Below are 25883 nucleotides of genomic sequence, written 5' to 3'. Positions count from 1 at the left end.
ATGAGCTGCCCTGCAGTCCATACCGGCGGACGGTTTCTGGCGGACATGCTGATCCATGTCGATTGTCAGGCGCAGGCGATCGGTGCCTACGGATATGGCGCACTCAGCAATCCCAATTCGGCGCTGGCAATCGCTTTTACCGGGCTGCTGACGGTGTTCGTTGCGCTGTTCGGGCTGCGGCTGGTGCTGGGCGAGCATATGACCGGGCGCGATGTGATGCTCGACGTACTGCGCGTCGGGATCGTCGTCACGCTGGCAACCAGCTGGCCGGCCTGGCGGGTATTGGGTTACAACACGGTGCTGCAGGCTCCTTCGGCGGTGGCCGGATCAATCGGACTGGCATCGGGCCTGCCCGGTGGCCCGGGTGAATTGACCGGACGGCTTCAGGCGGCAGACGATCAGATCGTGGTGCTGACGATCTATGGCACCGGCCGGATGACCGGCGGAACCAACCGTAGCGATTCGATCAATGACAGCTTCCGGGGAGTGGCGCTGGCGGATCAGTCAGCGCTGGGATACGGGCGCGTTGCGTTCCTGAGCGGCGTGATCGGGCCCAGCGCGGCGGTGCGGCTGGGCGCAGGGCTGCTACTGGCGCTGGCCCCGCTGATGGCTGCGCTGTTGCTGTTTGCCGGTACGCGCGATCTGTTTTTCGGCTGGCTGCGCGGCCTGGCAGCGGTTGCGGTGGGAGCGCTGGTATTGCCACTGATCTACGGCGTGGAACTGACCGTGCTGGAGCCATGGCTGCGTGATGCCGTGGCCCAGCGCGGGACCAAAGTGCTGACCCCTTCGGCACCGACCGAATTGATGGTGATCGCGCTGGCATTTTCGATCATTGCGTTTGTCGTGCTGGGCATGATCATGCGTGCGGCGTTTTTCACCCGGTTGCCCGCGCTGCGTCTGGAAGCCCTCGCCCGGCCGCTGCCGAACTTTCCCGGACTGTCGCCGGGCCAGCCGGCTCTGGCGGGCGGCATGGTCGAACCTCCGTCGCGCGCCTTTGCCGTGGCCGAGGCCGTGGCCCAGACCATGCGGCGCGAAGAACAGGCATCGGGCATCGGCGCGGATGGCCGCAGCAGTGAGCGGATCGACCGGACTCGACTGGCCGCGCCGTCCGACATGCGCGGCACCACCGCCTCGGCCCCGCCTGAACTGCTGGGTGACAGCTATCGCGCCGCGCGGCGCTCCACGCGCGCCTCATCGGCGGGTGTACGAAGGGATCTGAAGGAATGAACGCCGAACCGAAGGGCAAGCTGGAGGCCTATTATCAGGAAGCCTCGTCCTGGTCGGCTGACCGTGAGGCAGAGCTGCGCGGTTCTCGCAAGGTCGCCTGGATCATCGCCGGGATTGCCGTGGCAATCGCCCTACTGGAAGCCTTGGCGCTGGTGTTCCTGACCCCGCTCAAGACCGCGGTGCCATATATGCTGATGGTCGACCGACAGACCGGCTTCGTCCAGGCGCTCGACCCGCTCGACAAGAGCCGGGTTGCCCCGGATTCGGCACTGACCCGTTCGTTCCTGGCGCAATATGTCGTCGCCCGCGAAGGCTATGCCGCGCCCGCGCTGAAAAGCGATTACCGCAAGGTCGCGCTGTGGTCGGCAGAGGAAGCACGCAGCCAGTATCTGGCCTTGATGCAGGCCAGCAATCCCACCAGTCCGCTGGCCACAATGCCGCGCGGGGCGCAAGTGGAAGTGCAGTTGCAATCGGTCAGCTCACTCGGCCCGGATTCGGCGATGGTGCGGTTTTCGACCCGGCGGACCGACCCGGCTGGTGCAGGCCAATCCCCGCAGCGCTGGGCCTCCGTCCTGACCTACCGGTTCAGCGATCAGGGAATGAGCGCGGCTGATCGGCTGGAAAACCCACTGGGCTTCCAGGTGCTGCGCTATCGCCGCGATCCCGAAATGCTGCCCGAAGCGGCCCCGGCCATGGTGCCGCCGCCCGCGCCCTTGCCGATCACCTCCGCGACGCCTGTCGCCGTGCCCAGCCCGGCGGCCATGCCGTGACCGCGCGGCGCAGTGTCACACTTGCGTTGCTGCTGTGCGCAGCGCCGCCCGCCTTGGCGCAGGATGCCTCGGCGACCAGCAGCGCTGAGGCCGCAATGAACACCTACCGGCTGAAAGGAGCAGCCACGCTGCGACCGGTCCGGATTGGTGACGACGGCACCCACACTTATATCCAATGGAGCGAAGATCAGCCGATCCCGGCAGTCTTCGCGCTCGATTCGCGTGGCAGCGAACAGATCGTCGATGGCTATATGCGCGGCGAACTGTTCACGATCGACCGGGTCTATCCGCACCTCGTTTTCCGGATCGACAAGGACAAGGCCGAAGCACGCCGGATCGACCCGCGCGGAGCCAGGCGATGAGCGAAGAGACCATGCCGGATCCCGCTTCAGAGGGTCGCCCGCTGGTCGCTGGCCCAGTCCGCAATCGCGCGGTGTGGATTTTTGCCGGAGCTATGGCGCTGGGTGCAATCGGTCTGTTCAGCGCGTTGGAGGCTCGCCGCCAATCCGTGGTGACGCGCGGAACGATCCCGCGCCAGGTGGCTGGTAGCGGCACGATCAGCGCTCCGCCAGAACTCGCCGTTCCGGCTGACAGCGCCTGGGCCGATGCCTATGGCTACAGACCGACTGTTGGCGGACTGCAAGGGCTTGGAGCCGGCTCCGCCCAAGGGTTTATCCCCCCGCCCCCGACTGTCCCTACGTCCGTTCCCCGCACCCTGCCAGGGGTGCCAAGCGCGCCCCGGGTGCAGAACCCGCCCTACTATCAGGGACCGCCGATTGCCCTGCCCCCGGCGCCAACGTCGCCCGCAGTGGAAGTGCCCGCGCCGCCCCAGCCTGCCGCCGGTGCAGGCGCAAACCGCGTCACTGCTTCGCGATTTGCCAATCCGGGGCTGACCGTGCCGCAGGGTGCGATCATCCAGGCCGTGCTGGAAACCGCGCTCGATTCCAACCGCCCCGGCTTTGCCCGCGCGATCATTTCACGCGATGTGCGCAGTTTCGACGGAAGCAAGGTGCTGATCCAGCGTGGCAGCCGCCTGTTCGGCGAATACCAGGCAGACGTCGCGCTGGGCCAGAACCGGATCGGCATTAATTGGCAGCGGCTGACCCGCCCTGATGGCGTGCAGATCGCGCTCGACAGCCCCGCCGCCGACCCACAGGGCCGCACCGGTGTCAAAGGCAAGGTCAACAGTCACTTCTTCTCCCGTTTCGGCGCAGCAATCCTGCAATCCGCGCTCGACATCGGCGTTGGCCTCGCCACCCGCAGCGTCACCGATGGAACAGTGATCCTGGGCCTGCCTGGTTCCACCAATTCGGTCCAAGTGCCCGGGCAGGAAGCGGTCAAGCCAACAATCAAGGTCAAGCAAGGCTCATCGGTTTCGGTCTTTGTGACGCGCGATCTTGATTTTTCGTCGGTCGAACAGTGAACAGCACGGCAGACAACGTCTATCTCGGCGCATTCCTGGCGCCTTTGCAGGCCTGGCTGACCGAACCGGACGTGACTGACCTGTATATCAACCGCCCGGGAGAATTGTGGGTCGAGCGGCTGGGTCAGGTGCCCGAACGGATCGAGGTGGCCGAACTGGGGCAAGAGACGCTGACCCGACTGGTCCGGCAAGTCGCCGCGACCAGCGCGCAAGGGATCAGCCGCGAACATCCCCTGCTTTCTGCCAGTCTGCCCGGCGGAGAGCGCGTGCAGGTAATCCTTCCCCCGGCCACCCGCGGCGAAATCGCCATAGCGATCCGCAAGCACGTGATCGCGGGGTTAAGCCTTGAGGACTATGCCGAAACCGGGGCTTTCGCTGATGCCGATCTGATCGCCGCCGGACATGCACCTGCCAGCCGCCCCCCGCTCGACCCTGCCGAGGGTCCGGTCGCGATGCTGCGCCGCGCGGTGCGCGAACGCCGCAACATCCTGGTATCGGGCGGCACTGCCACCGGTAAAACGACCTTTCTCAACACCTTGCTGCGCGAAGTGGGGCACGAGGAACGGCTGGTGCTGATCGAGGATACGCCCGAACTGCAGATCGACCATCCCAATGCCGTCGGCCTGATTGCCGTGCGCGGCGCCATGGGCGAGGCCGATGTGACGGCTGAAGACCTGCTCACCGCGTCGCTGCGGATGCGGCCTGACCGGATCGTGCTGGGCGAAGTGCGCGGGGTCGAGGCGATCAGTTTCCTGCGCGCGGTCAACACCGGGCATCCCGGCTCGATGAGCTCGATCCACGCGGATTCGCCGCTGCGCGCGGTTGATCAGCTCGCTCTGCTGGTGATGCAGGCGGGCACGCGGATGGGCTGGGACGATGTGGTAACTTATGTGCGCCGCTCGCTCGACATCGTGGTCCAGCTTGAGCACCGCCACGGCCGCCGCCGGATTGCGCAAGTGCAGGTGATCGGTTGAGCGGCGGCGCGATGCTGGAGCGCCTGCCCCGCCCACTGGCCTTGCTGGTACTGGGCCTGTTCCTGCTGGGCGCGGCGTGGTGCTTTGTGGCCCCCACGGTCCGGCCAGACGGGGCGGTAGGCAACGAATATACCGACCTGATGCTGTTCCGCGACGTGACCGCGCGGGTTGCGCAAGGCGTGCCTTATCATCAGGCGGCGGCCGAATTGCAGCGCGAACATGGCTATCCGCTGCACCCCTTCTTCACCATGCGCGAACCGGCACTGTCGGTGCTTGCGGCCCGGTTGGGCTGGGGGGCAATGCAGGGGCTGGCCATGGGGCTGGCCGTGGCGGCGCTACTGGTCTGGACCCGGGCGCTGGTGCCGTTGGTCAGCCGGGCCGAGCGGATCGCTTCGCTGGCGGGATTGGCGTTGGGCGCGCTGGCACTGGCCAACCAGGGGCTGCTTGTGGGGACCGAGCCATGGGTTGGACTGCTATTGACCCTGGCACTGGCTTGCCGTCTGCGCGGCTGGCCCTGGGCGGAAGTCCTGGTGATCGGCACAGCGTTGCTGCTGCGCGAACTGGCGCTGCCCTATGCGCTGCTGGCGCTGGCCTTTGCGCTGGTTCAGCGGGACCGGGCGGCGGCCTTTCGCTGGATTGGCGTACTGGCCGTGTTTGCCGGGGCGATGGCGATCCACGCCCATTTCGTCGCTCAGGTGGTACGCCCCGAAGACCTGCCGTCACAGGGGTGGAGCGGCGGCCAGGGCCTGCGCGGGTTCCTGATGGGGGTGGCCTATACCTCCGTCTGGCAGGTCCTGCCCCAGCCGATTGCCATGCTGCTGGCCCTGCTGCCCGGGCTGGGCTGGCTGGCCCTGCCCGGACGCAGCGCGTGGTTCGCGCAGCTGCTGCTGGGCGGCTATGCGCTGATGCTGATGCTGTTTTCGCGCAGCGACAACTTCTACTGGGGCTTCACCGTGCTGCCGATGTGGTTCATCGGCTATGCCTTGCTCCCCCGTGCCGCGCGGCAACTAGCGCGGGCGATCAGTTCGGGCTGATCGGCCCCGCCTCGTTCGCGACAATCCCCAGCACGGCGAGCCAGGCCTGGACGTTCTGCTCCAGCTGCACCGGATCGACCTTGTCCAGCGTATCATCCGGAGTGTGGTGCAGATCGAAATAGCGGGAGCCGTCCTGATCCAGATCGATCACGGACAGCTTCTGACGCTCAATCATCGGTTCCACGTCCGTCCCGCCATTGGCGCGATTAGCCCCGCGCACGATCCCCAGCGGAGCGAGCGCAGCAGCGACCTTGTCCGCGAGAGGCTTGTTGGCCTCTGACAGGCGAAAACCTACCCGCCATACCCGGTCCGCGCCGAAATCGCTTTCCATCGCCAAAGCATGCGGAACGTTGGCGTGGGCGGCTGCAAAAGCATCGCCGCCAAACCCGCCCAGCTCTTCGCTGCCTGCCCACAACAGTCGCACGGTGCGCAGCGGTTGTCCCTGCGCTTTCAGCCGCAACGCAGCATCAGTGATGATCGCGCAGCCAGAGGCATCATCGATTGCCCCGGTGCCCAGATCCCAGCTGTCGAGATGGCAGCCGATCAGGATCGCGGGCAATGTCGGATCGCGCCCCGGCACTTCGGCCACGACATTGCCCGATGGCAGGCCGGCCTGGGGACGTCCCGTCAACGTCAGGGCAACCGTCATTGGCTTGCCCTTGGCAGCCACGCGGGCGATCAGATCGGCATCGGGGGCCGAAACCGCTCCGGCCGGAATCGCCGCCGCACCGCGGTCAAAATTCGTGACACCGGTGTGCGGATCGCGGTTGTGATCGGTCCCGATCGAACGGATCACCACCGCCACTGCGCCCTTGGCCGAAGCCACACTGGGTCCCTGCCGCCGGGCCTGACCGGAAGGGCCATAGCCCGAACCGTCCTGATTGGCCTTCATCGCATGATCGATGAAGGCGATTTTGCCTTTCACTGCACTATCGGGGGCCGCCTGCAACGCGGCAAGCGACTGGAAATAGATCAGTTCACCGCTGATCCCGGCTGCCGGGGTCGGGGCAGAATTGCCCAGTGCGGTGATATGCAGCTTGTGCGGATAGGGTGCGGTCAACTGCGCAACTTCCACGCCGCGCACCCAGCCTGGAATGGTAAAGGCCTCGCTGCGCACATTGGCCAGCCCCAGCGCCTTGAGCCGCACCACAGCCCAGTCCCGTGCTGCCGCCTCGCGCGGTGAGCCGGGCAGGCGCGGGCCAATTTCGGTCGTAAGGTCAGCCAGGATCTCCCAGCTGACGGTTTGCGGCTCCTGCGCTGAAACAGCAGAGGCAAGGACCAGGGCGGAACAGGCGGCGGTGCGGAGCAGGTTTCTCATCACCAAAGGGGTAAGCCGTGCCCGCTACGAAAACAAGCTGTTCAGCCCAGTTCCAAATCCTTGGTGCAATAGAGATAGGTCTGCTCCCGCTTGGCCAGATCTCCCTGCGGCAGGGCCAGCGCGAACTGCCCGATTTCCAGCAAGCGATAGCCGCTGCTGCGCAACAGTTCGACCAATTCCGCCGGATCATCACCGGCCGCTCGAATATAGGCCGGGGTCAGTTCAAGCACCAGATCGGGCGCGTCGGCCCGGGCCATCAATTCACGCGCCCCGCGCAGCGCCTTGGCCTCTGCTCCTTCGATATCGATCTTGAGCACCCGGACCGACTGATCCCGCAGCACATCATCGAGCAGCACGACCTCCACCCCGTCTGCCGCGTCTGACTGACTGAAATCGACGAAATCGCCCCCGGCATTGCCGGGTGTGCGCGATCCGATGCGGACCCGGCCCGGCTGATCCCCCACTGCACGATTGTGCGGTTCCACCTGAGTCAGGCCATTCAGTGACAGGTTGCGCTGAAGCCGCGCATAAGTGGCCGGATTGGCTTCAAACGCGATTACCCTGCCCGCCGGACCAACCAGCCGCGCGCCGAGCAAGGTGAACCAGCCGATGTAGGACCCGACATCGACCATGCAGTCCCCCGGGCGCAAACGGCGGCGGATCAATTCAGTTTCACGCGGCTCCCATTCCCCGGTGCAATAAATGGATCGATCGACAAATTCGTCCAGCGCCAATTCCATCCGCGCACCATTGCGGGCGAGCACCACACGCAGCTGTGCGTCCGCCGGACTATTCCCGATAAGGCGGTATGCCGCCATACCCAGCCGCCAGCGCAGCCGTTCAAACACGCGTCCAGGGCCCAGCGCCGCAGGCGCGGCACGGCAAAATGCGGACAGAAGGTGGCCCAGGCCAGATTTGATCCCCATGGCTGCGCTTTAACGCACGCCCCGGTCAGCACAAGCAAAAGGGCCGGCGGGATTGCTCCCACCGGCCCCATGTTCATCCCGCTGGTGCGCCGATCAGTACGTGAACTTGATCGTCGCGCCATAGGTGCGCGGTTCGCCGGGGAAGCCGACGAACAGCTGGTTGGCAGTGCCCGCCAGACCGGTCGAAGCGGCTGAAGCCACCGCACGGAACGTACCGCTGCCTTGCAGCGGCATATCGGCACCGATCATCTGGTACTTCTTGTTGAGCAGGTTCTGGCCCCACAGCTCAACCCCCCAGCGCTTGCCCGGGCCATAGACCCCGATGCGGCCATTGAAGAGCGCATAGGCATCCTGGATCTTTTCCAGATCCAAATCAGACCCGGTGTTGGTATCGCTCTGCAAGCGGGTGTCGAGGTAGACCAGACCGGTCAGGCCAGTGCTGCCCAGTTCCGGCGTCCAGCTGACCCCGGCCGTAACCACATATTGCGGCGCGTTCGAAACCGCACGGCCCGGCAGCTGGAACAGCACCGCGCTCAACGCGCGCCCAGACGTGCCGACCAGATCGCTGGCGTACTTTGTATCGGCATAGGTCAGCCCCAGGTTGACCCCGAAGTTGCGCGCCGGCCGCAGGAAGGCTTCCACTTCAAAACCCTTCGAAGTGACGCCCGGCTTGAGCCGGTCGCTGGCGCAAGCCCCGGTCAACGACGAGCCATCGATGTCCGCCCCGGCCAGGCCATCCTTGCAAGCCTGGATGTTGGTAACTTCGAAGTTCACCCCGTTGAAGGTGTTGAGCTGGTAGTTGGAATAGCGCTGATAGAACGCCGCAACGTTCAGATCAAAGCCGCGTCCGTTGTACTTCATCCCCACTTCGAACGCGTCCACCTTTTCGCTGGCGAATTGCAGGTCAGTGGCTTCGGCACGGGCATTCCCTGGGGTGAAAGCCGGGCGGGCCAGCAAGGAAGTGCATGCAGCATTCTGCGCCGCGGAACCGCCAGTGGTGCTGCACGGACGGTCAAGTGCCGAGAAGTCCAGGTTGAACCCGCCGGCCTTGTAGCCCTTTGACGCCGAACCATAGACCAGCACGTCGTTGCTGGGCTTCCAGCTCAGCACTGCGGTGCCGGTCCACTGACCTTCACCGAAATGCGTGCCGGTTGCGCCCTGGCCAAACGAACTCCCCGCGCCATTGATCACGCAGGCGATCGAAGCCAGCGCCTGGAACGGGGTTGCCAGAATCGCAGGGCACAGCGTGTTGGTGAAATTCGCCTGCGCCGTCAGATCCTTGGTTTCGTGCGTATAGCGCGCACCAAGCGTCAGCTTCAGCTTGTTTTCAACGATATCGAAGGTGTTGTGGGTGAAGAATGCGTAGTTTTCGCTCTTCTGGTTGAAGGTCGAGCCGTTGTTGCCGGTGCCGTTCAGCCGCGCTGCGCCGGTCAGCGTAGCAAGGCCCTGGAAGCCCGGCCAGCTGGTGGTCGGCAGGTTCGAACAGGTGGCCGATGCCGGGTTGACGTTGGCCGCCGAAAGCGCGGTCGCCGCCAGGCAGTTGGCATAGCGTTCATAGTCCGCGCCGTACTTGATATCGTCATCCACAGACAGCTTTTCATTGGCATAGTAGCCGCCGACCAGCCAGTTGACCCGCCCGTCCAGCGCTTCACCCTGCAAGCGCAATTCCTGGGTAAAGATGCGGAAATGTCGGTCCAGATCGGTGCGGCGCAGGATGTCCATCGCCTGGAAGTCGGCGTCCTGTCCCTGTTCGTTCAGATAATCGCGATAGGCACTGATCGCAGTCAGGTTGACTTCGCCCAGCTTCCAGCTGAGTTCGCCCGAAAGCCCCCAATCCTTGCTGTCCGAGCGATAGGGGACGCCCTTGGTGGTCGCCGCAACGCGCTGATACGGATCGGTCCCTTGGGGCACCTGATAGTTCGCGCCGAACGCCTGCAGCAGCGGCAGCAGGGTGTTGGCCGAAGCAACCGGGAAGCCATCGGTCCCGCGGCTGAGATTGCGCACCGGGCTGAGCAGCACGCCGCCGCAGCAGTTTTCCTTGTGCACGCCGTAATCGCCGATCAGGCGCAGCTTCATGTCGTCGTTCGGCTGGAACAGCAGCTGGCCGCGCAACAACCAGCGATCGCGATCGTTGATCGCCGGTTCGCCCGGAGTGATCTGCTTGATAAAGCCATCGCGCTTCATCACCACACCATCGAGCCGCGCGGCAACGGTATCGCTAAGCGGCGCGTTGACCGCGCCATCAAGCCGCCAATAGTCATAGTTGCCATAGCTGGCCGAACCTTTGACCATCAGGCCCGACAGGTCCGGCCCCTTGGTGACGATGTTGATCAGACCCGCGGTGCTGTTGCGGCCAAACAGGGTGCCTTGCGGCCCGCGCAGCACTTCGACGCGTTCAATGTCCCCCAGTTCGGTCAGGCCCACGCCGGTGCGGCTGCGGTACACGCCATCGATGAACAGGCCGACCGAGCTTTCCAGACCGGCGTTTTCACCCACGGTGCCAATCCCGCGGATACGCGCGGAAAAGTTGACTTCGCTGGTCGCACCGGAAACCAGCAGCGAAGGGGCAACCTGGTTGAGCGCGCGCACATCGGTCGCGCCGCTCTTGGCCAAGGTTTCGCCTGAAACCGCCGAAACTGCGATCGGCACGTCCGACAGCGCTTCGCTGCGGCGGGTCGCGGTGACGATGATTTCGCCTTCCTCTCCGGTGGTCGCGGTATCGGCCTGCGGGACGGCATCCTGGGCCATCGCAGGCGTCCAGGCAAAGGCCGACGTGCTGGCAACAAAGGCCGCTACAAGCTTGAATTTCATGGTATCCTCCAAAGGCTTCAGGGGTAAAGCCGATATGTTTTGGGACGCCCTCTATAGCGATCTGCATGAAGAGGTGCCACCGGGGCCATGCACATTCGCGCGCACCTGTTGCAGCTCTGCCACCAATCGTAAGTCACGCAGCGCATTCACTGCCGCGCGTCATGCTTGCCCCGCCGCGTGCGGGCCTGTAGAGGCGCGCCAAACCCGAACATTACGCTTAAGATCAAGGATCCAGCATGGCCGCCCAGTACGCCTTCGTGATGAAGGACATGACCAAGACCTTCCCCGGCGCGCAAAAGCCGGTGCTGAGCAATATCAACCTGCAATTCTACCAGGGCGCGAAGATCGGCATCGTCGGCCCGAACGGCGCAGGTAAATCGACCCTGATCAAGATCATGGCCGGGATCGACAAGGATTTCACTGGCGAGGCCTGGCCGGGGGAATACATTACGGTCGGCTACCTTGAACAGGAGCCCGAACTCGATACGACCAAGACCGTGCTGGAAAACGTCAAGGACGGCGCACGTGCGACGGCCGATCTGGTTGACCGCTTCAACGCCATCAGCGCCGAAATGGGCGATCCCCAGGACGATACCGATTTCGACGCGCTGATGGAGGAAATGGGCGAGCTGCAGGGCAAGATCGACGCGGTTGACGGCTGGACGCTCGACAACCAGCTTGAAGTTGCGATGGAAGCGCTGCGCTGCCCGCCGGGGGATTGGGCGGTGGACAATCTGTCCGGCGGTGAAAAGCGCCGCATCGCGCTGACCCGACTGCTGATCCAGAAGCCGGACATCCTGCTGCTCGACGAACCGACCAACCACCTCGACGCGGAATCGGTCGAATGGCTGGAAAACCACCTCAAGGAATATGCCGGTGCGGTGCTGATGATCACCCACGATCGCTACTTCCTGGACAACGTGGTCGGCTGGATCCTTGAACTCGATCGCGGGAAATACTTCCCCTACGAAGGCAACTATTCGACCTACCTCGAAACCAAGGCCAAGCGCATGGCGCAGGAAGAACGCGAGGAAAGCGGCAAGCAGAAGGCGCTCAGCCGCGAACTCGAATGGATTCGCCAGACTCCCGCTGCACGCCAGACCAAGAGCAAGGCGCGTATCCGCAAGTTCGAGGAACTGCAGAACGCGCAGGACAACCGGCCGATCGGCAAGGCCCAGATCGTCATCCAGGTGCCCGAACGGCTTGGCGGCAAGGTAATCGAAGCCAAGGGCATTTCCAAAGCCTATGGCGACAAGCTGCTGTTCGAAGACCTGAGCTTCATGCTGCCCCCCGGCGGAATCGTGGGCATCATCGGCCCGAACGGCGCAGGTAAATCAACCCTGTTCCGGATCCTGACCGGCAAGGAACAGCCCGACAGCGGCACGGTTGAAATCGGCAGCACCGTCCACCTCGGCTTTGTCGATCAGAGCCGCGATGATCTCAACCCCAAGAACAATGTCTGGGAAGAGATCAGCGGCGGGCATGACTACATGACTGTCAACAAGCAGGACATGAGCACCCGGGCCTATGTCGGCGCGTTCAACTTCAAGGGCGCTGACCAGCAGAAGAACGTCGGCAAGCTGTCTGGCGGTGAACGCAACCGCGTGCACATGGCCAAGATGCTGAAAGAAGGCGGCAACGTGCTGCTGCTCGACGAACCGACCAATGACCTTGACGTGGAAACGCTGGGCGCGCTGGAAGAAGCCATCGAAAACTTCGCCGGCTGCGCAGTGGTCATCAGCCACGACCGCTTCTTCCTCGATCGCCTCGCCACTCACATCCTGGCATTCGAAGGCAACAGCCACGTCGAATGGTTCGAAGGCAACTTCGCGGCCTATGAAGAAGACAAACGCCGCCGCTTGGGCGATGCGGCGGACCGCCCGACGCGGCTCGCTTACAAGAAGCTTACGCGTTAATTTCAGCCCCTCCAAACCTGAACGAATAGCTTACCAAGTCATTCACCTTTGCGACAGCGCGAATCGGATAGCCATGCTGCCATGGTCGCCGCCGATGGTGCGGCGCGATGGATGGAGATACGGCCATGGCCGTGAGCAAGCTTTCCAATAGGGGTCGCAGCAGTGCGATTGCACTGGCTTTGATGGCGCTGACCTTGCCCGGCATCGCTTCGGCTGAGCCCGGCGGTGAAGATCGCGGCGGCTGGCGTGGGCGCGGCGGTGACAATGAAGCGGCGGGGAATATCAGCGCAGGCGGCTGGAACCGTCCTGCGCCGCAGCCCCAGCCTCAGCAGACCTGGGCCGGTCGTGGCGGCGGCGGCAATGACAGCGGCGGATGGTCCCGCCCCCAGGCCCCAGAACGTGTTGCCCCGGTTGCCGTTCCTGTTCCGCAGGCCGCTCCTGCGCCCAGCGCCAACTGGAGCGGCGATCGCGGCCAGCGCGGCGGCTGGAACGGTGGCGGCCAAGCGGGCGGCACGAATTCGGGCGGCGGCTGGTNGTCGGGCGGTCAGCGCGGCGGCGGTGGCGGCTGGAACGGCGGCGGTGCCCGCCAGCCCACCCCGGCACCTGCTCCGGCTCCGGCTCCTGCTCCGCAGCAGCGCTGGAACGGCGGCGAAGGTCGCGGCGGTGAGGGTTGGAACCGCCCTGCCCCCAGTCAGGGTGGCTGGAACGGCAACTACACCACATCGCCCAATCGTGATCGCAACCATGATCAGAACCGCGACCGCAATCGCAACTGGTCCGGCAATCAGGGCTGGAGCGGATCGCACGATCGTGACCGCAGGCATGATGGCGATCGCTATCGCGGCAACAACAATTGGAACCGCAACCAGGGCTGGAGCGGATCGCGGCATGGCTACAACCAGGATTACCGGCGCTGGGACAACCGCTGGCGCAGCAACAGCCGGTATGATTGGAACAGCTATCGCCGCGGCAACCCGGGGATCTATCGCATGGGCAGCTATTACGCCCCCTATCGCGGCTATTCCTATCGCCGGCTGAGCATCGGGTTTTTCCTGGATTCGCTGTTCTTCAGCCAGAACTACTGGATCAACGATCCGTGGCAGTACCGCCTGCCCGACGTCTATGGTCCGTACCGCTGGGTGCGCTATTACGACGATGCCCTGCTGGTGAACGTCTATACCGGCGAAGTGGTGGACGTGATCAACAACTTCTTCTGGTAAGGCCGCCGGAAGCAGACACGAACAGGTCCCCGTCCTTGCGGCGGGGGCCTGTTCCAATCCACATTGGAATCAGCCGATCAGGGCAGCCACGGCACCATGCGGCGCAGGGTTCCGTCCTTGTCCTTGAAGTGATGCTTAAGCGCGGCCGCCACGTGCACCACCACCAGCACCAGCATCAGAGTGGCAAACACCTCATGCAGTTCATGGAACATGCCGATCGTCGGCTTGTCCGAACCGACTGGCAGTGCGGGAAAGCCGAACAAGCCGAACATGCCCACGGGCGCGCCCTGGCTGGATGCGGAATGCAGCCCCCAGCCCGCCACCGGCACGGCCAGCATCAGGAAATACAGCGCCAGATGCGTCACCCGCGCCAGCGCTGCTTCCCAGGCTTTCAGCGTTTCGACCAGCGGCGGAGCCTTGTGCATCAACCGCCAGACAATCCGCAGCACGGTCAGCAGCAGGATCGTTATCCCGATTGCCTTGTGGTTCCCCATCACCTGCATCTTCGCTTCCTTGGGCATGTCTTCAGCAACCCAGGCGGCGGCATAGTTGAGCACGATCAGCACGGCGATCAGCCAATGCAGGATGACGGCGCCGCGCGAATAGCGATCGGCAGATGCGGTGTTGGTGGCCATAATCGGAGAAACTGGCGCAAAACAGCCCTTCGGGCAAGCAGCTTTTGCTTGCTCCGGCCCGCGCAGGCGGTAGTCAGGCGAGCATGACCGCCGCCGAACAAGACTGGCAACCGATGCGCTATCCGGAATGTCCCAACCCGGACAAGCTGGCCTTGCTGCGCGCCGGGGCGCAAGTGCGGCGAAGGCTTGAGGCTGAACCGCTGGCGCAGCAGGTTCCAGTGGAGCAAGCCGAGATCTGGGCAATCAGCGAGTTCGTTTCGGACGAGGAATGCACCCGGCTGATGGCCCTGGTGGACGAAGCCGCCCGTCCCAGCGACCTGCTTGACCAGGGCTATGGCCATGAAAGCACCTATCGCACCAGCTATTCGGGCAATTTCGATCGCAACGATCCGTTCGTGCGGATGATTGAGCGGCGGATCGACGATACGCTCGGACTGCCGCATGACAATGGCGAGACGATCCAGGGCCAGCGCTATGCCGAAGGGCAGGAATTCCGGGCTCACATGGACTGGTTCTGGACCAAGGCCCCCTATTGGAAACAGGAAGCCAAACGCGGCGGGCAGCGCTGCTTTACGGCCATGATCTATCTCAACCATGTCGCGGAAGGCGGGGAGACCCATTTCCACAACATCGGCGTCACTATCCCGCCGCAAAAGGGCGCGTTGATCGTGTGGAACAATGCCTGTCGTGACGGCTCGCTCAACCAGGATACGATCCACGCCGGCAAACCGGTGATCCGGGGATCAAAGTACATCATAACAAAATGGTACCGCGTCGGCAGGTGGGGCTAGGTGGCGCTGGAGCCGTGGCGACATTTGGGCAAGCGACTGGCCGCAGCTTTGCTGCTGGTGCTGGCGCTGGTTGCACATCCCGCCGGGGCGCAGACTCCGCGCAGCGCAGCGAGCGCAATCACCGAGGATTCGCGCCTGATTGCCCTGTTTCGCGAAGATCAGCGGCGCGAACAGATGCTCGATCCTTTGCAGCTGCTGTTCCACGGCGCGGAAGTGCCGCCGGGCGAGCTGCGCCGGGTCTTCACCGATGAGCAACTGCGCCTGACCCGCCAGTCTGCCCAGCAAAGCATGGCGGCGCTGAAGCGGATCGACCGCCGCCGCCTCACCCCGCAGCGCCAGATCTCTTACGATGTGTTCCTCGATAACAAGCGCGAGGAGCTGGAATGGCTCGCACCAGACATGATCGCACTGACGGCGGTGCGGCCGATGGACCATTTCGGGGGCCTGCACATCGAATTTCCTTCGATCATGGCGGCGAACGGGGCAGTCAGTTATGACAGCGAGGCCGATTACTGGCGTAATCTGGCGGTGCTGCGGATGCTGCCGGTCATGTTCGCCAATGCCGAACTGCGATTCCGCCAGGGGCTGGACAGCGGAGTGGTGGAAACCCGGCTGACCACCGCCAACATGATCGCCCAGATCGATGCCCTGCTGGCCCAACCGCAGGATCAGTCGCCGTTTCTCTCGCCAGTGGCGTCGTTCCCCGAAGGTGTTCCCGAGGCGCACCGGGCGCAACTGCGCCAGGCCTATGGCGCGGCGCTGCGTGATGATGTGCTCCCGGCCTATCGCCGCCTGCGCAAGTTCCTGAACGATGAATACCTGCCGGCCGCGCGCGAGGCGGTGGGGCTGTCCGCGATGAAGGGCGGCGCGGGGTTGTATCGCCGCCTGATCGAGAAAGAGACCACCCTGTCGCTCGATCCCGAAGCGGTCCACCAGCTCGGCCTGGCCGAAGTGGCGCGGATCCAGCGCGAGATGGAGCAGGTCAAGGTGAAGCTGGGTTATTCAGGCAATCTCAAAGGCTTCTTTGAAGAAGTGCGCACCAATCCCCGCTATCATCCGCAGACCGCACAGGAACTGGCCGATGGCTTTGCCAAGGCCGCGCGGGCCGTGGACGCCCATATCCCGCGCCTGTTCCTGCACACCCCCGCCACCCGGCTCGAGATCCAGCCTTACCCCGAATACCGGGCAAAATACGATGCGGGTGGCAGCTATAACGAAGGCAGCGCCGATGGCAGCCGCCCCGGCGTGTTCTTTTACAACACCTATGATCTGCCCAGCCGCTTTCTGACCGGGATCACCACACTGTACCTGCACGAGGGCGCGCCGGGGCACCATTTCCAGATCAGTCTGGCGCAGGAGGACAAGAGTCTGCCCGATTTCCAAAGGTTTGGCGGCAACAATGCCTATGTTGAAGGCTGGGCGCTCTATGCCGAAACGCTGGGCCACGAAATGGGGCTTTACCGCGATCCGATGCAGCACTGGGGCACGCTGGATGACGAGATGCTGCGGGCGATGCGGCTGGTGGTCGACACCGGCCTGCACGCCAGGGGCTGGAGCCGCGAGCAGGCGATCGCTTATATGCTGGCCAACAGCGGCATGGGACGCAGCGACGCAACGGCAGAGGTTGAGCGTTATATCGCCTGGCCTGCGCAGGCGCTGAGCTACAAGATCGGCGCCCTGACCATCCAGCGGCTACGCCGCAAGGCTGAGGCCGCGCTGGGCGCCAGGTTCGACCTGCGCCAGTTCCACGCCCAGGTGCTGGAATCCGGCGCGCTGCCGCTGCCGGTGCTGGAAGCCAAGATAAACCGCTGGATCACTGCGGGGGGGTAACTCGTCACTCGCTGCATCGCGGGGCAATCGCGATTGGAAGTAGCGCGCATTTCCCCCTACCCCAAGCGGGAGAGGGACGCGCCTGCCGCCGAACTGCCGGACACCATCTTGCCCTCCTCCGGCATTTGAGGCACTTTCCGGTGCGGGATAACGAGGATGGGGGCGCATGGTGACCACCCAACAAGCGCGTGTCGCACCGGTCACGGTGGCGAAGGACCTTTCGATTGCGGACCTCCGGACCGCGCTGGCCGCCGGGTGGCGCGACTTCTGCGCTGCTCCCGGTTACGGCCTGTTCTTTGGCGCGATCTACCTGCTGGCCGGATTGTATCTGTGGTACGCGCTGACCACGCAGGGGCAATCGATGTGGTTGATCCCGGTGGTGGCGGGCTTTCCGCTGATCGCGCCGTTCACCGCCGTGGGTCTTTATGAAGTCAGCCGCCGCCGCGAAGCTGGCCTGCCGCTGACCTGGGGCGGCGTGCTGGGCGCACTGCGCGGGCATGGGGATGAACAACTGCCGATGATGGGCGGGTTCATATTCGTCGGTTTTACGTTCTGGATGATCCTGGCCCACGGCATCTTCGCGATCTTCATGTCTGAAAGCGGCATGGGTGCAGAATCGCTCAGCTTGCTGTCCACCGGCACCGGCATTGCGATGCTTTCGGTCGGCAGTGTGATCGGCGCGGGCGTGGCATTTGTGTTCTATATGGTGACCGTGATCAGCCTGCCGATGCTGGTGGACCGCAATGTCGATTTCCTGACCGCGATCATCGTCAGCCTGGCCACGGTGCGATCGAACACTGTGGTTATGGCACTGTGGGCCGCGTTCATCGCGGTGACCCTGTTCGCCGCGATGCTTCCCGCTTTCGCCGGGCTACTGGTGGCACTGCCCGTCCTGGGCCACGCAACCTGGCATTTGTACCGGCGCGCGGTGGTCGCTTAGAGCCCGTTCCTGTGAAGCACAAAACGAGAGGATCTCAGGCTAGCGCCTCGGCAATCAGGTTCCGCGTGTTGGCAATGCCATACAGCGCGATGAAGCTGCCCATGCGGGGGCCCTGACTGGAACCCAGCAGGGTTTCGTACAGCGCCTTGAACCAGTCGCGCAGGTTCTCGAACCCGAAATCGGGGTTCTTGCCGATCTCATAGACCAGGTTCTGCAGGTCTTCCGCTGAGGCATCGCCGGCCGTTTCGGCCAGCGCGGCATCGAGCGCGGCAAGAGCCTTGGCTTCGCCCGCTTCGGGCTTGCGGCGCAGCAGCGTCGGGGCGATAAAATCGCGGTTGGTGGCGAGCGCGGCTTCAACCAGCACATCGACCGCGGGATGCGCCTCGGGCCGGGCATCGGCGATGTAATTTGCCAGGTACGACCACACCTGATCGCGCGTGGCATTGGCACCCAGCACACCGACCAGGTTGAGCAGCAGTCCGAAGGTCACTGGCAGCTTGTCACCATCGCCGCCATGGTAACCGTTGGCGCGCAGCAGGTGCCACACGGGGTTGCCCAATTGCTGTTCGATCGGCTGGCCGGGCAGCTTTTCGCGGAACTGCCAGTATTCATCGACGTTCTTGGGAATGATCCCGGTGTGCAGGCTCTTCGCGCTCTTGGGTTCGCGGAACAGGAACAGCCCCAGGCTTTCCTCGCTGCCATAGGTCAGCCACTGGTCGATGGTCAGGCCGTTGCCCTTGGACTTGGAAATCTTCTCACCGTTCTCATCCAGGAACAGCTCGTAGATCAGCCCTTCGGGTGGGCGCCCGCCCAGCACGCGGGTTATCTTGCCGCTTTCGCGCACGGAATCGGTCAGATCCTTGCCACACATTTCATAATCGACGCCCAGCGCAACCCAGCGCATCGCCCAGTCAACTTTCCACTGCAGCTTGGACCAGCCGCCCAGGATCGAATGTTCGATCATCTGGCCCTGATCCTCAAACCGCACGATCCCGGCTTCGGCATCGATCACTTGCACCGGCACCTGCAGCACCACGCCCGTGGTGGGACTGACTGGCAGGACCGGCGAATAGGTTTTGCGGCGTTCCTCACGCAGGGTCGGCAGCATCACGTCCATGATCCCGTCGAAATGGCGCAGGATGTTTTTCAGGGCACCGTCGAAAGCGCCGGAATTGTAGCGATCGCTTGACGAGACGAATTCGTAATCGAACCCGAACCGGTCAAGGAACTGGCGCAGCATCGCGTTGTTGTGGTGGGCAAAGCTTTCGTGGCAGCCGAACGGATCGGGGATCCGGGTCAACGGCTTGCCCAGGTTGGCTTCGAGCACGGCCTTGTTCTCGATATTGTCGGGCACCTTGCGCAGCCCGTCCATATCATCACTGAACGCCACCAGCCGCGTCGGCGCGCCGCCGGTCAGCGCTTCATAGGCGCGGCGGACCAAGGTGGTGCGCAGGACTTCCTGAAAAGTGCCGATATGCGGCAGGCCCGAGGGGCCATAGCCGGTTTCGAACAGCACGGGTTCGATCTGCCCATTTGGGCCGCGTTTCCCGTCCGGATAGCGCTTCAACAGCTTGCGGGCTTCCTCGAAAGGCCAGGCCTTGGAGACTTGGGCGGCGGCATGCAGTTCGGCGTCGGTCATAGTGGCGGGGCTTTTGCGCACCCGCGCGCTCAAGGCAAGCGAAACCGCCGCCCTGCGCTGTGCAGAGCGGCGGCCTCTTGCCCCCAAGCTGAACTGGAGAGCCGGGTATCTGGACTTAGCGCAGCAGCGACAGGACGTTCTGCTGGCTCTGGTTGGCCTGTGCGATCATCGCGGTCGAGGCCTGGCTGAGGATCTGCGCCTTGGCCATCGCGGTGGTTTCCGAAGAATAATCCGCATCCTCGATCCGGCTGCGCGCATCCGACAGGTTGGTCGCGTTGCTGGTCAGGTTGTTGACCACCGATTCCAGCCGGTTCTGCCCCGCACCGATCCCGGCGCGGCTGGCGTTGACGTCGGCCAGGGCCAGATCGACATTGCCGATCGTGGTGGTGGCCAGCGCCGCCGAAGTCACGTCCAGCGCAGTGGCGTCGATATTGGTGCCATCGATCGCGGCCGAAGTGATGGTGATGGTTTCACCCGAATCCGCTCCGACCTGAATGTCAAAGGTGACATCGGTGCCGGCCGTGGTCGAAAACAGCGCATTGCCGTTGAACTTGGTGCTGGTCAGCACGTCGTCAATCTGTTCGGTCAGCGCGGTGACTTCCGACTGCATATAGGTACGGTCCGACGCCTGATAGGTGCCCGAGCTCGACTGGACAGCCAGTTCGCGCACCCGCTGCAGCATGTTGGTCACTTCGTTGAGCGCGCCGTCAGCGGTCTGCGAGAGCGAAATGCCGTCGTTGGCGTTGCGAATGCCCTGGTTCATGCCGCGCACCTGCGAGGTCATGGTGGTCGAAATGGCGAGGCCCGCCGCGTCGTCCTTGGCGCCGTTGATGCGCTTGCCGGTGGACAGGCGTTCCATCGCGGTGCCCAGCATCTTGTTCGCCGAAACCGAAGCGTTGGCCGCCCGGATGGCACTGATGTTCGTGTTGATGACAGCCATTTGAATTTCCCTTCACGGTTGAGCCGGTGGGGGCCGCGAATGGCGCTCACCGTTGCTGGGGGAAAGACCGGCAACGGGACGGGGAATTTAATCCGGATGGTTAACGGGCCGTTCGGATTTTAGCGATTTCCGTTCGCAAGATGCTGAAATTGCGCTGTTTAAGGGTTTGGGAAATATTTTTTCGCTTGGGGTGAAAGCGGGGGCGTTAATCTGCGGATGCGCGGTTTGAAGGGGTTCACGCAGAGATCGAAGAGGAGAAAGAGGCGGATAGCTACACCTCTGCGCCTTCCTTTCTGCCCTGTGGTTTCTGCGTGAACCAAGCAGCGCAATCGCCCTACATCGCCTCGCGTCCCACCTCGGCCCCGGCACCGCCTTCATCGCTGCAAGCGCGCAGCACCCGCTGGACCGAGATCGTGCCGCCCGCCGCGCCGACCACCAGTTCCTCCTGCTGATCCGCCCCATGATCGCCGCAGGGATAGTTGACCACCGTGCGCGGTTTGGGACCCAGCAGCGCCTGCCAGGCCGATCCCGGCAGCACCAAGGGCGAGGCCGGGTTGTCCTTGCTCGACAGCGCATGGAGTTTCGGCTGCGCCTTGCTCACCCCGACGGCGGCATATTCGGTATGGCCGCAAGGACCGGCGCTGACCTGAACCAGGAACTCGCTCGCCACCCCGTCGTGGTCATAGTCAGCCAGCCGCATCATCCGCGGTCCGGGGCGCTTGGCAACTTCGGCCAGGAACGCCTTGGACGATCCGTCCGCCGCGGCATCAAAGTCGCGCGACACCATCTGCCGCCACTGCATCGCGGCAAGGCCGTCTGCATCGTCGGCCGGCAGATCGCTGAACAGCGGGCCCAGATCCATCCGGTCCACCACCTTGCCCCCGCGCAGCCGGACCAGATCGAGCTTGCCGAGCTCGCCATAGGCAAAGCCGGTGCAGGGACAGGTGATCGCCATCTCGACATCTTCCGGCCCGCAGATCGAGCGCGGCCGCCCTTGCCACACCAGCTGCCAGGTCTCCGCCGCGCCGCCCAGCGTAACCGCGCGCTGTTCGCGCAGCAGCTGCGCCGGGGCGGCCAGCGCGGGTCCGGCAATCGACAGGGACAGGATCAGGCAAAGCGCGCGGCGCAAGGTCATGCAAATGCTCCAACAATACCAACCAGCGCGCCTGTGCACATGAAAGGACATTGCCGCGCGCTTGGCAAGCGCCACCATCTTGCACCGCGCGCCGGGCTGTATCACTGTGCGCGGCAAGAGGAGAGAGAACTCATGTCACGCCTGAACAAGGTCGCCCCGGCACTGCTGCTGTCGGTGGTGTTCGCGCAGCCAGCCTTTGCCGATCAGCCGCCAGTCCTGATCCCGCCGCCGCCGTCCGTCAGCCTGTGGCACGGCGGCCCGATCCTGACCATGGACGGCCCCGCCCCGCGCACCGTGCAGGCGGTGGTCGAACGCGGCGGCACGATCGTCTTCGCCGGGCCGCTGGCGCAGGCGCGCAAGGTGGCGGGCAAAGGAGCAGCCGATCGTGACCTCAAAGGTGCGACCATGCTGCCCGGCTTCGTCGATGCCCATTCGCACTTCACGATGGCGATGCAGGTGGCGAGCGGGGTGGATCTGGGCGATCCCGCCGCGCCGGTGAAGGACGTGCCCAGCCTGCTCGAAGCCCTGAAGGCCGGGATCGCCGCGCGCGGGATCCAGCCGGGCGGCTGGGTGGTCGCGTGGCAGTATGACGACGGCAAGCTGGCCGAACACCGCCACGTCAATGCTGCCGAGCTGGATAGGCTGGGCGATTACAAGGTGGTGCTGGTCCACTTCACTGGCCACGGGCTGGCCGCCAACAGCGCCGCCATGGCCGCCGCCGGGATCACCGAGGCCACCCCCAACCCGACCGGCGGGATCACCCTGCGCGGCGCCGATGGCAAGCTGACCGGGGTGTTCTTCGAAAACGCCGCCTATCCGGTCTATATGAAGCTGCCCCAGTTGACGCCGGAACAACGGCTGGCCGCGCTTGATGCGGCGCAGCTCAAATACGCCAGCAACGGCTTCACCCATATGCAGGACGGCGCATCGAGCCTGCCGGACGTGCTGTTCCTCAAAAGCCCGGCCGCCACCAGCCGCCTCAAGCTCGATCTGGCGATGATCCCGACGAGCCAGACCATCGACGCGTTGCTCAAACGCCCGGAGCTGACCTTTGGCCCCTATCAGGGCCATGTGAAGCTGGAGGGGATCAAGTTCGTCCTCGATGGTTCCCCCCAGGCCCGCACCGGGTTCTTCACGCGGGACTACAAGAATGGCGCGCCCGATGGCCACCACCCCTGGCACGGCACCTCCAACATGACGCAGGACCAGTTCAACGCCGAAGCCAAACGCGCGCATGACAAGGGCTGGCAGCTGTTCGTCCACGCCAACGGCGATGCCGCGATCGACATGGCGATCAAGGGCTTCGACGCGGTCGGGATCAAGGCGAAAGACAATGCCCGCCCGGTGGTGATCCATTCGCAGTTCCAGCGCCCTGACCAGTTGAAGGACTATGCCCGGATCGGCGTCGGCCCCGCCTATTTCAGCAACCACACCTATTACTTTGCCGATATCCACCGCAGCAACTTCCCCAGGGAAGTGGTCGATTTCATCAGTCCGTTCCAATCGGCGCTGAAGGCCGGGCTGCACCCGTCGAACCATTCGGACGCGCCGGTCACCCCGCTCGATCCGCTGACCCAGCTGTGGAGCAGCATGGCGCGCCAGTCGCTGACCGGCGTGGTCAGCGGGGCGAACCAGCGGCTCTCGGCATGGCAGGGCCTGCAGATGTTGACCACCGGTCCGGCCTGGCAAGTGTTTGAGGAAGGCCGCAAGGGCCGGATCAAGCCCGGCCTGCTGGCAGACTTCGTGGTGCTGAGCCGCAATCCGCTGACCACCCCGGTCGATCAGATCCGCGCCATCAAGGTGCTGGAAACGGTCAAGCAGGGGCAAAGCGTGTGGCAGCGGCGCGGGGAATAGAGTGAACCCCGATCTGCCCCCCGGCCTGTTCCCGCAAGCCCTGCCGCCGCAGTTCGATGCGGCCTTGCGCGCGCAATTGCTGCTGGGGGAACGCGTACTGTGGAGCGCCCAGCCGCGCCCGCGCAAGCAGGGCTGGTGTTCCTGATCTGGCTGTTCGCGATCCCGTGGACCGCGTTCGCGCTGTTCTGGACCTGGCTGGCCGCCACCCCGCTGCGTGAAGGGCAGCACATCGGCGGCTATATCGAATATGGCTTTCCGCTGTTCGGCCTGCCCTTCATCCTGATCGGGCTGGGCATGCTGGCCACCCCGTTCCGCCTGCTGCTGCGCGCGCGCCGCGTGGTCTATGCCCTGACCGACCAGCGTGTGATCCAGCTCTATGCCGGGCGCAGCACCAAAGTGCAGTCGGTCCAGATCGATCAGGTCGGGCAAGTCGATGCCCAGCACGATCCCGACGGCTATGGCCGCCTCTCCATCGCCACCACCCAATTCATCGACCGCAACCGTGATCGCCGCACCGATGCTTTCACCATTCTGGGCGTTCCTGATGCCGCGCGGCTGGAACGGTTGCTGCTGGAACAGGTGCGGGCAAGGAAGGCGCTGGCGGGGGGATAAGTCGGCGAAAATCCTCCCCCTCTGGGGGAGGTGCCGAGCTCAGCGAGGCGGAGGGGGCATGGGCTTTGCGTCCACCGGCGGGTTTAGAAAAAGGGGGTTCACGCAGAGCCCGCAGAGAAGAAAGTAGCGGCGCAGAGATGCCGCGCCAGCGGCTTTGCCGCTCTCCGCTGCCTCCATCCCTCCAACCGCACCCCTGGCTAAGGAAGCTGCGCCTGCGGCCCTGAACACCCCCTCTGCGTCCCCCTGCGGCCTCTGCGTGAACCCGCAATTCAGGCGCTGGCCTCTCCGGCAAAACGCGGACCTGGTTGACACCCAAACGTGGGGGAATTGCTGTGACTTTCGGAACCTGGCAAAGGCGATCAAGCTGCTGATCAAGCTCGTAAATATTCCGCCCAGGCGATGCCGAAAACGTGCCCTGTGTGTCACTTTCCGTTCTGCCCACAGGTCTCCTCCCCAAGGCCCTCCCCAAGGCCCTCGCCCGGTCCCTGGGCGCGGCACGTTCAAACCCCGGGAAACACCGCTGCATCGACAATGTCAAAGAAGCCCAGCCACAACGATTCGTCGGGGGCCGGGGCGAGAGTGACAGTTTGGGGGCGTGTAGGAAAATGGTTTTGCGGGGCAGGCGTTCGATAGCAAACACCAGAACCTGTCGCCCCGTTCCTGGCATGGTCCTTGGCTTTTCTGCTGCGCGCTGGCGGCAAAGTGTGAGGCCCGCAAAGGCAGCCCGGCCCCGGATCAAGGCTCCGCGAGCCACGTGCCTAGCTACGCGGGCGACGAGGTGGTTGGGTTTGGGGGACTGCGCACCCGTCCTCCCAGCCCCGCCAACCGGAGCGTGGAGAAGGAAGCAGTTCCCACGGCCCAGAACACCCCCTCCGCGCCCCTCTTCTTCCTCTGCGGCCTCTGCGTGAACCCGAAAATCCGGAGATGGCGTGTAACGCGGTGCTATCAGGCTTTGCTAAGGATTGATGCTGCTATTTGGAGGTTTGCACACCTCTCACCGTAATCCTAGATAGCCCTCTAGGTGGGGGATTCGATGGCTAAAAAAAGTCTCTAAGCAGCCGCTATTCCCGGAAAGAACTCGATGATGATGAGTTTATTTCGGGTGTACGCGAAATGCACATGGGGGGTGATCGCGTTTCAGCCTTGATAGGGGCGGCGCTAGTTGAGGACGCACTCGTTGAGAGCATCAAGGCCTTCCTAGTTTACGATGAGCCTAAGGCCGCTCTCTTCTACGATCAAGGCGCGCCCTTTGGGACGTTTAGCAATCGAATTGTGGCAGCTCGGGCTATGGGGTTGCTAACCGAACGTGAGCAGCAGGATTTGGATCTCATACGAGATCTGCGAAACCAGTTTGCCCATGCGCTTCAACCAATCGGGTTCGGAGATGAAGGCATTCAGATGGTTTGCGACAAGCTAGCGGATTATGAATATCCCGATATGCCAAAAGGGCGAGAAGTATCGAGCCATAGGCTGAAATATGAGATGGCTTGTTGCGGAATTTGGGTGCTCGTTATGCAACGAGGTTGCGCATTGCGGACCAAGAAAATCAAGAAATTGGAGGCAAGTCTTCGGCTAGTCTAGGCGATGCAAGGTGACTTTAAAACCCCCTGCTTCTAGGGCGGCGATTAGAACATCGATAACTACGTCTGCCCTGATCAACTCGCTATCAAAAGCAAGTTCGGTAGCCCCCTACGCGATCAACTCTGGCGTGATTTCGAGTGTCGGCCTCTCAGGCTCGGCACCGCCAGTTGTGAGTGGGTATGTAAGGTGCATAATCCCTAAAAAATTCTACCTCGACCAAGGGCAAGTGAAGGAAGTACTCAGGAATTCCAAATCATGCCCTACTGCGGAATTGAGATCACTCCACCCCCTACCCCTCCCGCAAAAT

22 protein-coding genes are annotated in these 25883 nt (G+C 63.8%); 15 read left to right on the top strand and 7 right to left on the bottom strand.

Annotation, left to right across the window (positions count from 1 at the left end; translation table 11 throughout):
- From MNBBLIKP_RS02775 to MNBBLIKP_RS02750, 6 genes are read left to right on the top strand one after another with little or no spacing between them, the layout of a single operon-like run.
- On the top strand, positions 1 to 1227 hold the full coding sequence (locus MNBBLIKP_RS02775; protein WP_088307227.1) for a type IV secretion system protein: 1227 nt from the start codon (positions 1 to 3) through the stop codon (positions 1225 to 1227).
- Complete coding sequence (locus tag MNBBLIKP_RS02770) at positions 1224 to 1997, top strand: virB8 family protein (RefSeq protein ID WP_088307225.1); 774 nt, start codon at positions 1224 to 1226, stop codon at positions 1995 to 1997. The genes MNBBLIKP_RS02775 and MNBBLIKP_RS02770 overlap by 4 nt, the downstream gene beginning before the upstream one ends.
- A complete protein-coding gene (locus MNBBLIKP_RS02765; protein ID WP_254912895.1) occupies positions 1994 to 2359 on the top strand; it encodes a TrbG/VirB9 family P-type conjugative transfer protein in 366 nt (121 codons plus the stop codon). Before MNBBLIKP_RS02770 ends, MNBBLIKP_RS02765 begins: the two co-directional genes overlap by 4 nt.
- The gene (locus MNBBLIKP_RS02760) at positions 2356 to 3420 is read left to right on the top strand and encodes a TrbI/VirB10 family protein (protein WP_088307223.1); all 1065 of its coding nucleotides are present in this window, start codon (positions 2356 to 2358) and stop codon (positions 3418 to 3420) included. The genes MNBBLIKP_RS02765 and MNBBLIKP_RS02760 overlap by 4 nt, the downstream gene beginning before the upstream one ends.
- A complete protein-coding gene (gene virB11 / locus MNBBLIKP_RS02755; protein ID WP_088307221.1) occupies positions 3417 to 4394 on the top strand; it encodes a P-type DNA transfer ATPase VirB11 in 978 nt (325 codons plus the stop codon). The genes MNBBLIKP_RS02760 and virB11 overlap by 4 nt, the downstream gene beginning before the upstream one ends.
- Before the next feature lie 11 nt (positions 4395 to 4405).
- Positions 4406 to 5428, top strand: coding sequence for a hypothetical protein (locus tag MNBBLIKP_RS02750; RefSeq protein ID WP_140420509.1), 1023 nt, complete (start codon positions 4406 to 4408; stop codon positions 5426 to 5428).
- Here MNBBLIKP_RS02750 and MNBBLIKP_RS02745 read toward each other — a convergent pair.
- The 3 genes from MNBBLIKP_RS02745 to MNBBLIKP_RS02735 form a co-directional block, all read right to left on the bottom strand.
- Complete coding sequence (locus MNBBLIKP_RS02745; protein WP_088307217.1) at positions 5415 to 6746, bottom strand: M28 family peptidase; 1332 nt, start codon at positions 6744 to 6746, stop codon at positions 5415 to 5417. The two genes, MNBBLIKP_RS02750 and MNBBLIKP_RS02745, sit on opposite strands and share 14 nt — an antisense overlap.
- A gap of 41 nt (positions 6747 to 6787) precedes the next feature.
- Positions 6788 to 7672: an FkbM family methyltransferase gene (locus tag MNBBLIKP_RS02740; protein ID WP_088307215.1), complete on the bottom strand. Its 885-nt coding sequence runs from the start codon at positions 7670 to 7672 to the stop codon at positions 6788 to 6790.
- 93 nt (positions 7673 to 7765) lie between these two features.
- Positions 7766 to 10483: a TonB-dependent receptor gene (locus MNBBLIKP_RS02735; RefSeq protein WP_088307213.1), complete on the bottom strand. Its 2718-nt coding sequence runs from the start codon at positions 10481 to 10483 to the stop codon at positions 7766 to 7768.
- Positions 10484 to 10719: 236 nt separating this feature from the next.
- Between MNBBLIKP_RS02735 and ettA the strand changes: the two genes are divergently transcribed.
- Positions 10720 to 12399 carry an energy-dependent translational throttle protein EttA gene (ettA, locus tag MNBBLIKP_RS02730; protein WP_088307211.1) on the top strand — a complete coding sequence of 560 codons (1680 nt, stop codon included), beginning with the start codon at positions 10720 to 10722 and terminating at the stop codon, positions 12397 to 12399.
- Positions 12400 to 13388: 989 nt separating this feature from the next.
- Positions 13389 to 13619 (top strand): RcnB family protein, encoded by a 231-nt coding sequence (locus MNBBLIKP_RS18215; protein WP_088307282.1) that lies wholly within the window; start codon positions 13389 to 13391, stop codon positions 13617 to 13619.
- Between the two features lie 77 nt (positions 13620 to 13696).
- Here MNBBLIKP_RS18215 and MNBBLIKP_RS02720 read toward each other — a convergent pair whose 3' ends face one another.
- Complete coding sequence (locus tag MNBBLIKP_RS02720) at positions 13697 to 14254, bottom strand: cytochrome b (RefSeq protein ID WP_088307209.1); 558 nt, start codon at positions 14252 to 14254, stop codon at positions 13697 to 13699.
- 83 nt (positions 14255 to 14337) lie between these two features.
- Between MNBBLIKP_RS02720 and MNBBLIKP_RS02715 the strand changes: the two genes are divergently transcribed.
- The 3 genes from MNBBLIKP_RS02715 (at position 14338) to MNBBLIKP_RS02705 (ending at position 17815) form a co-directional block, all read left to right on the top strand.
- Entirely contained in the window at positions 14338 to 15045 is a 708-nt protein-coding gene (locus MNBBLIKP_RS02715; RefSeq protein ID WP_254912894.1) for a prolyl hydroxylase family protein, read from the top strand.
- Positions 15046 to 16875: a DUF885 domain-containing protein gene (locus MNBBLIKP_RS02710; RefSeq protein WP_254912893.1), complete on the top strand. Its 1830-nt coding sequence runs from the start codon at positions 15046 to 15048 to the stop codon at positions 16873 to 16875. It abuts the gene before it with no gap.
- Between the two features lie 166 nt (positions 16876 to 17041).
- Positions 17042 to 17815: a DUF2189 domain-containing protein gene (locus MNBBLIKP_RS02705; protein ID WP_088307205.1), complete on the top strand. Its 774-nt coding sequence runs from the start codon at positions 17042 to 17044 to the stop codon at positions 17813 to 17815.
- Positions 17816 to 17849: 34 nt separating this feature from the next.
- Here MNBBLIKP_RS02705 and MNBBLIKP_RS02700 read toward each other — a convergent pair whose 3' ends face one another.
- The 3 genes from MNBBLIKP_RS02700 to MNBBLIKP_RS17930 all read right to left on the bottom strand — a co-directional run bounded on the left by MNBBLIKP_RS02700 (position 17850) and on the right by MNBBLIKP_RS17930 (position 21529).
- Entirely contained in the window at positions 17850 to 19454 is a 1605-nt protein-coding gene (locus MNBBLIKP_RS02700; protein WP_088307203.1) for a lysine--tRNA ligase, read from the bottom strand.
- A gap of 115 nt (positions 19455 to 19569) precedes the next feature.
- Complete coding sequence (locus tag MNBBLIKP_RS02695) at positions 19570 to 20394, bottom strand: flagellin N-terminal helical domain-containing protein (RefSeq protein WP_088307201.1); 825 nt, start codon at positions 20392 to 20394, stop codon at positions 19570 to 19572.
- 334 nt (positions 20395 to 20728) lie between these two features.
- The gene (locus tag MNBBLIKP_RS17930; protein ID WP_176399626.1) at positions 20729 to 21529 is read right to left on the bottom strand and encodes a hypothetical protein; all 801 of its coding nucleotides are present in this window, start codon (positions 21527 to 21529) and stop codon (positions 20729 to 20731) included.
- Between the two features lie 132 nt (positions 21530 to 21661).
- On the opposite strand from MNBBLIKP_RS17930, the gene MNBBLIKP_RS02690 reads away from it, so the two are divergent.
- From MNBBLIKP_RS02690 to MNBBLIKP_RS02680, 4 genes are all read left to right on the top strand, one after another.
- Entirely contained in the window at positions 21662 to 23383 is a 1722-nt protein-coding gene (locus tag MNBBLIKP_RS02690) for an amidohydrolase (protein ID WP_176399625.1), read from the top strand.
- Between the two features lies 1 nt (position 23384).
- Positions 23385 to 23528 (top strand): hypothetical protein, encoded by a 144-nt coding sequence (locus tag MNBBLIKP_RS17925; protein ID WP_176399624.1) that lies wholly within the window; start codon positions 23385 to 23387, stop codon positions 23526 to 23528.
- Complete coding sequence (locus MNBBLIKP_RS02685) at positions 23483 to 23995, top strand: hypothetical protein (RefSeq protein WP_217896643.1); 513 nt, start codon at positions 23483 to 23485, stop codon at positions 23993 to 23995. Before MNBBLIKP_RS17925 ends, MNBBLIKP_RS02685 begins: the two co-directional genes overlap by 46 nt.
- Positions 23996 to 25108: 1113 nt before the next feature.
- A complete protein-coding gene (locus tag MNBBLIKP_RS02680) occupies positions 25109 to 25576 on the top strand; it encodes a hypothetical protein (protein WP_140420508.1) in 468 nt (155 codons plus the stop codon).
- Positions 25577 to 25883: the final 307 nt, after the last annotated feature.

The sequence above is a fragment of the Novosphingobium sp. B 225 genome, from assembly GCF_002198665.1.
Taxonomy (GTDB): Bacteria; Pseudomonadota; Alphaproteobacteria; order Sphingomonadales; family Sphingomonadaceae; genus Novosphingobium.
This window is presented reverse-complemented; position numbering and strand designations above follow the sequence as displayed.

Bases quoted from the DNA above. Each gene is read 5' to 3' on its own strand.
- MNBBLIKP_RS02775 (WP_088307227.1), top strand. From the start codon at position 1: ATGAGCTGCCCTGCAGTCCATACCGGCGGACGGTTTCTGGCGGACATG.
- MNBBLIKP_RS02770 (WP_088307225.1), top strand. From the start codon at position 1,224: ATGAACGCCGAACCGAAGGGCAAGCTGGAGGCCTATTATCAGGAAGCC.
- MNBBLIKP_RS02760 (WP_088307223.1), top strand. From the start codon at position 2,356: ATGAGCGAAGAGACCATGCCGGATCCCGCTTCAGAGGGTCGCCCGCTG.
- MNBBLIKP_RS02750 (WP_140420509.1), top strand. From the start codon at position 4,406: ATGCTGGAGCGCCTGCCCCGCCCACTGGCCTTGCTGGTACTGGGCCTG.
- MNBBLIKP_RS02745 (WP_088307217.1), bottom strand. From the start codon at position 6,746: ATGAGAAACCTGCTCCGCACCGCCGCCTGTTCCGCCCTGGTCCTTGCC.
- MNBBLIKP_RS02740 (WP_088307215.1), bottom strand. From the start codon at position 7,672: ATGGGGATCAAATCTGGCCTGGGCCACCTTCTGTCCGCATTTTGCCGT.
- MNBBLIKP_RS02735 (WP_088307213.1), bottom strand. From the start codon at position 10,483: ATGAAATTCAAGCTTGTAGCGGCCTTTGTTGCCAGCACGTCGGCCTTT.
- ettA (WP_088307211.1), top strand. From the start codon at position 10,720: ATGGCCGCCCAGTACGCCTTCGTGATGAAGGACATGACCAAGACCTTC.
- MNBBLIKP_RS18215 (WP_088307282.1), top strand. From the start codon at position 13,389: ATGGGCAGCTATTACGCCCCCTATCGCGGCTATTCCTATCGCCGGCTG.
- MNBBLIKP_RS02720 (WP_088307209.1), bottom strand. From the start codon at position 14,254: ATGGCCACCAACACCGCATCTGCCGATCGCTATTCGCGCGGCGCCGTC.
- MNBBLIKP_RS02715 (WP_254912894.1), top strand. From the start codon at position 14,338: ATGACCGCCGCCGAACAAGACTGGCAACCGATGCGCTATCCGGAATGT.
- MNBBLIKP_RS02705 (WP_088307205.1), top strand. From the start codon at position 17,042: ATGGTGACCACCCAACAAGCGCGTGTCGCACCGGTCACGGTGGCGAAG.
- MNBBLIKP_RS02700 (WP_088307203.1), bottom strand. From the start codon at position 19,454: ATGACCGACGCCGAACTGCATGCCGCCGCCCAAGTCTCCAAGGCCTGG.
- MNBBLIKP_RS02695 (WP_088307201.1), bottom strand. From the start codon at position 20,394: ATGGCTGTCATCAACACGAACATCAGTGCCATCCGGGCGGCCAACGCT.
- MNBBLIKP_RS17930 (WP_176399626.1), bottom strand. From the start codon at position 21,529: ATGACCTTGCGCCGCGCGCTTTGCCTGATCCTGTCCCTGTCGATTGCC.
- MNBBLIKP_RS02690 (WP_176399625.1), top strand. From the start codon at position 21,662: ATGTCACGCCTGAACAAGGTCGCCCCGGCACTGCTGCTGTCGGTGGTG.
- MNBBLIKP_RS02680 (WP_140420508.1), top strand. From the start codon at position 25,109: ATGCACATGGGGGGTGATCGCGTTTCAGCCTTGATAGGGGCGGCGCTA.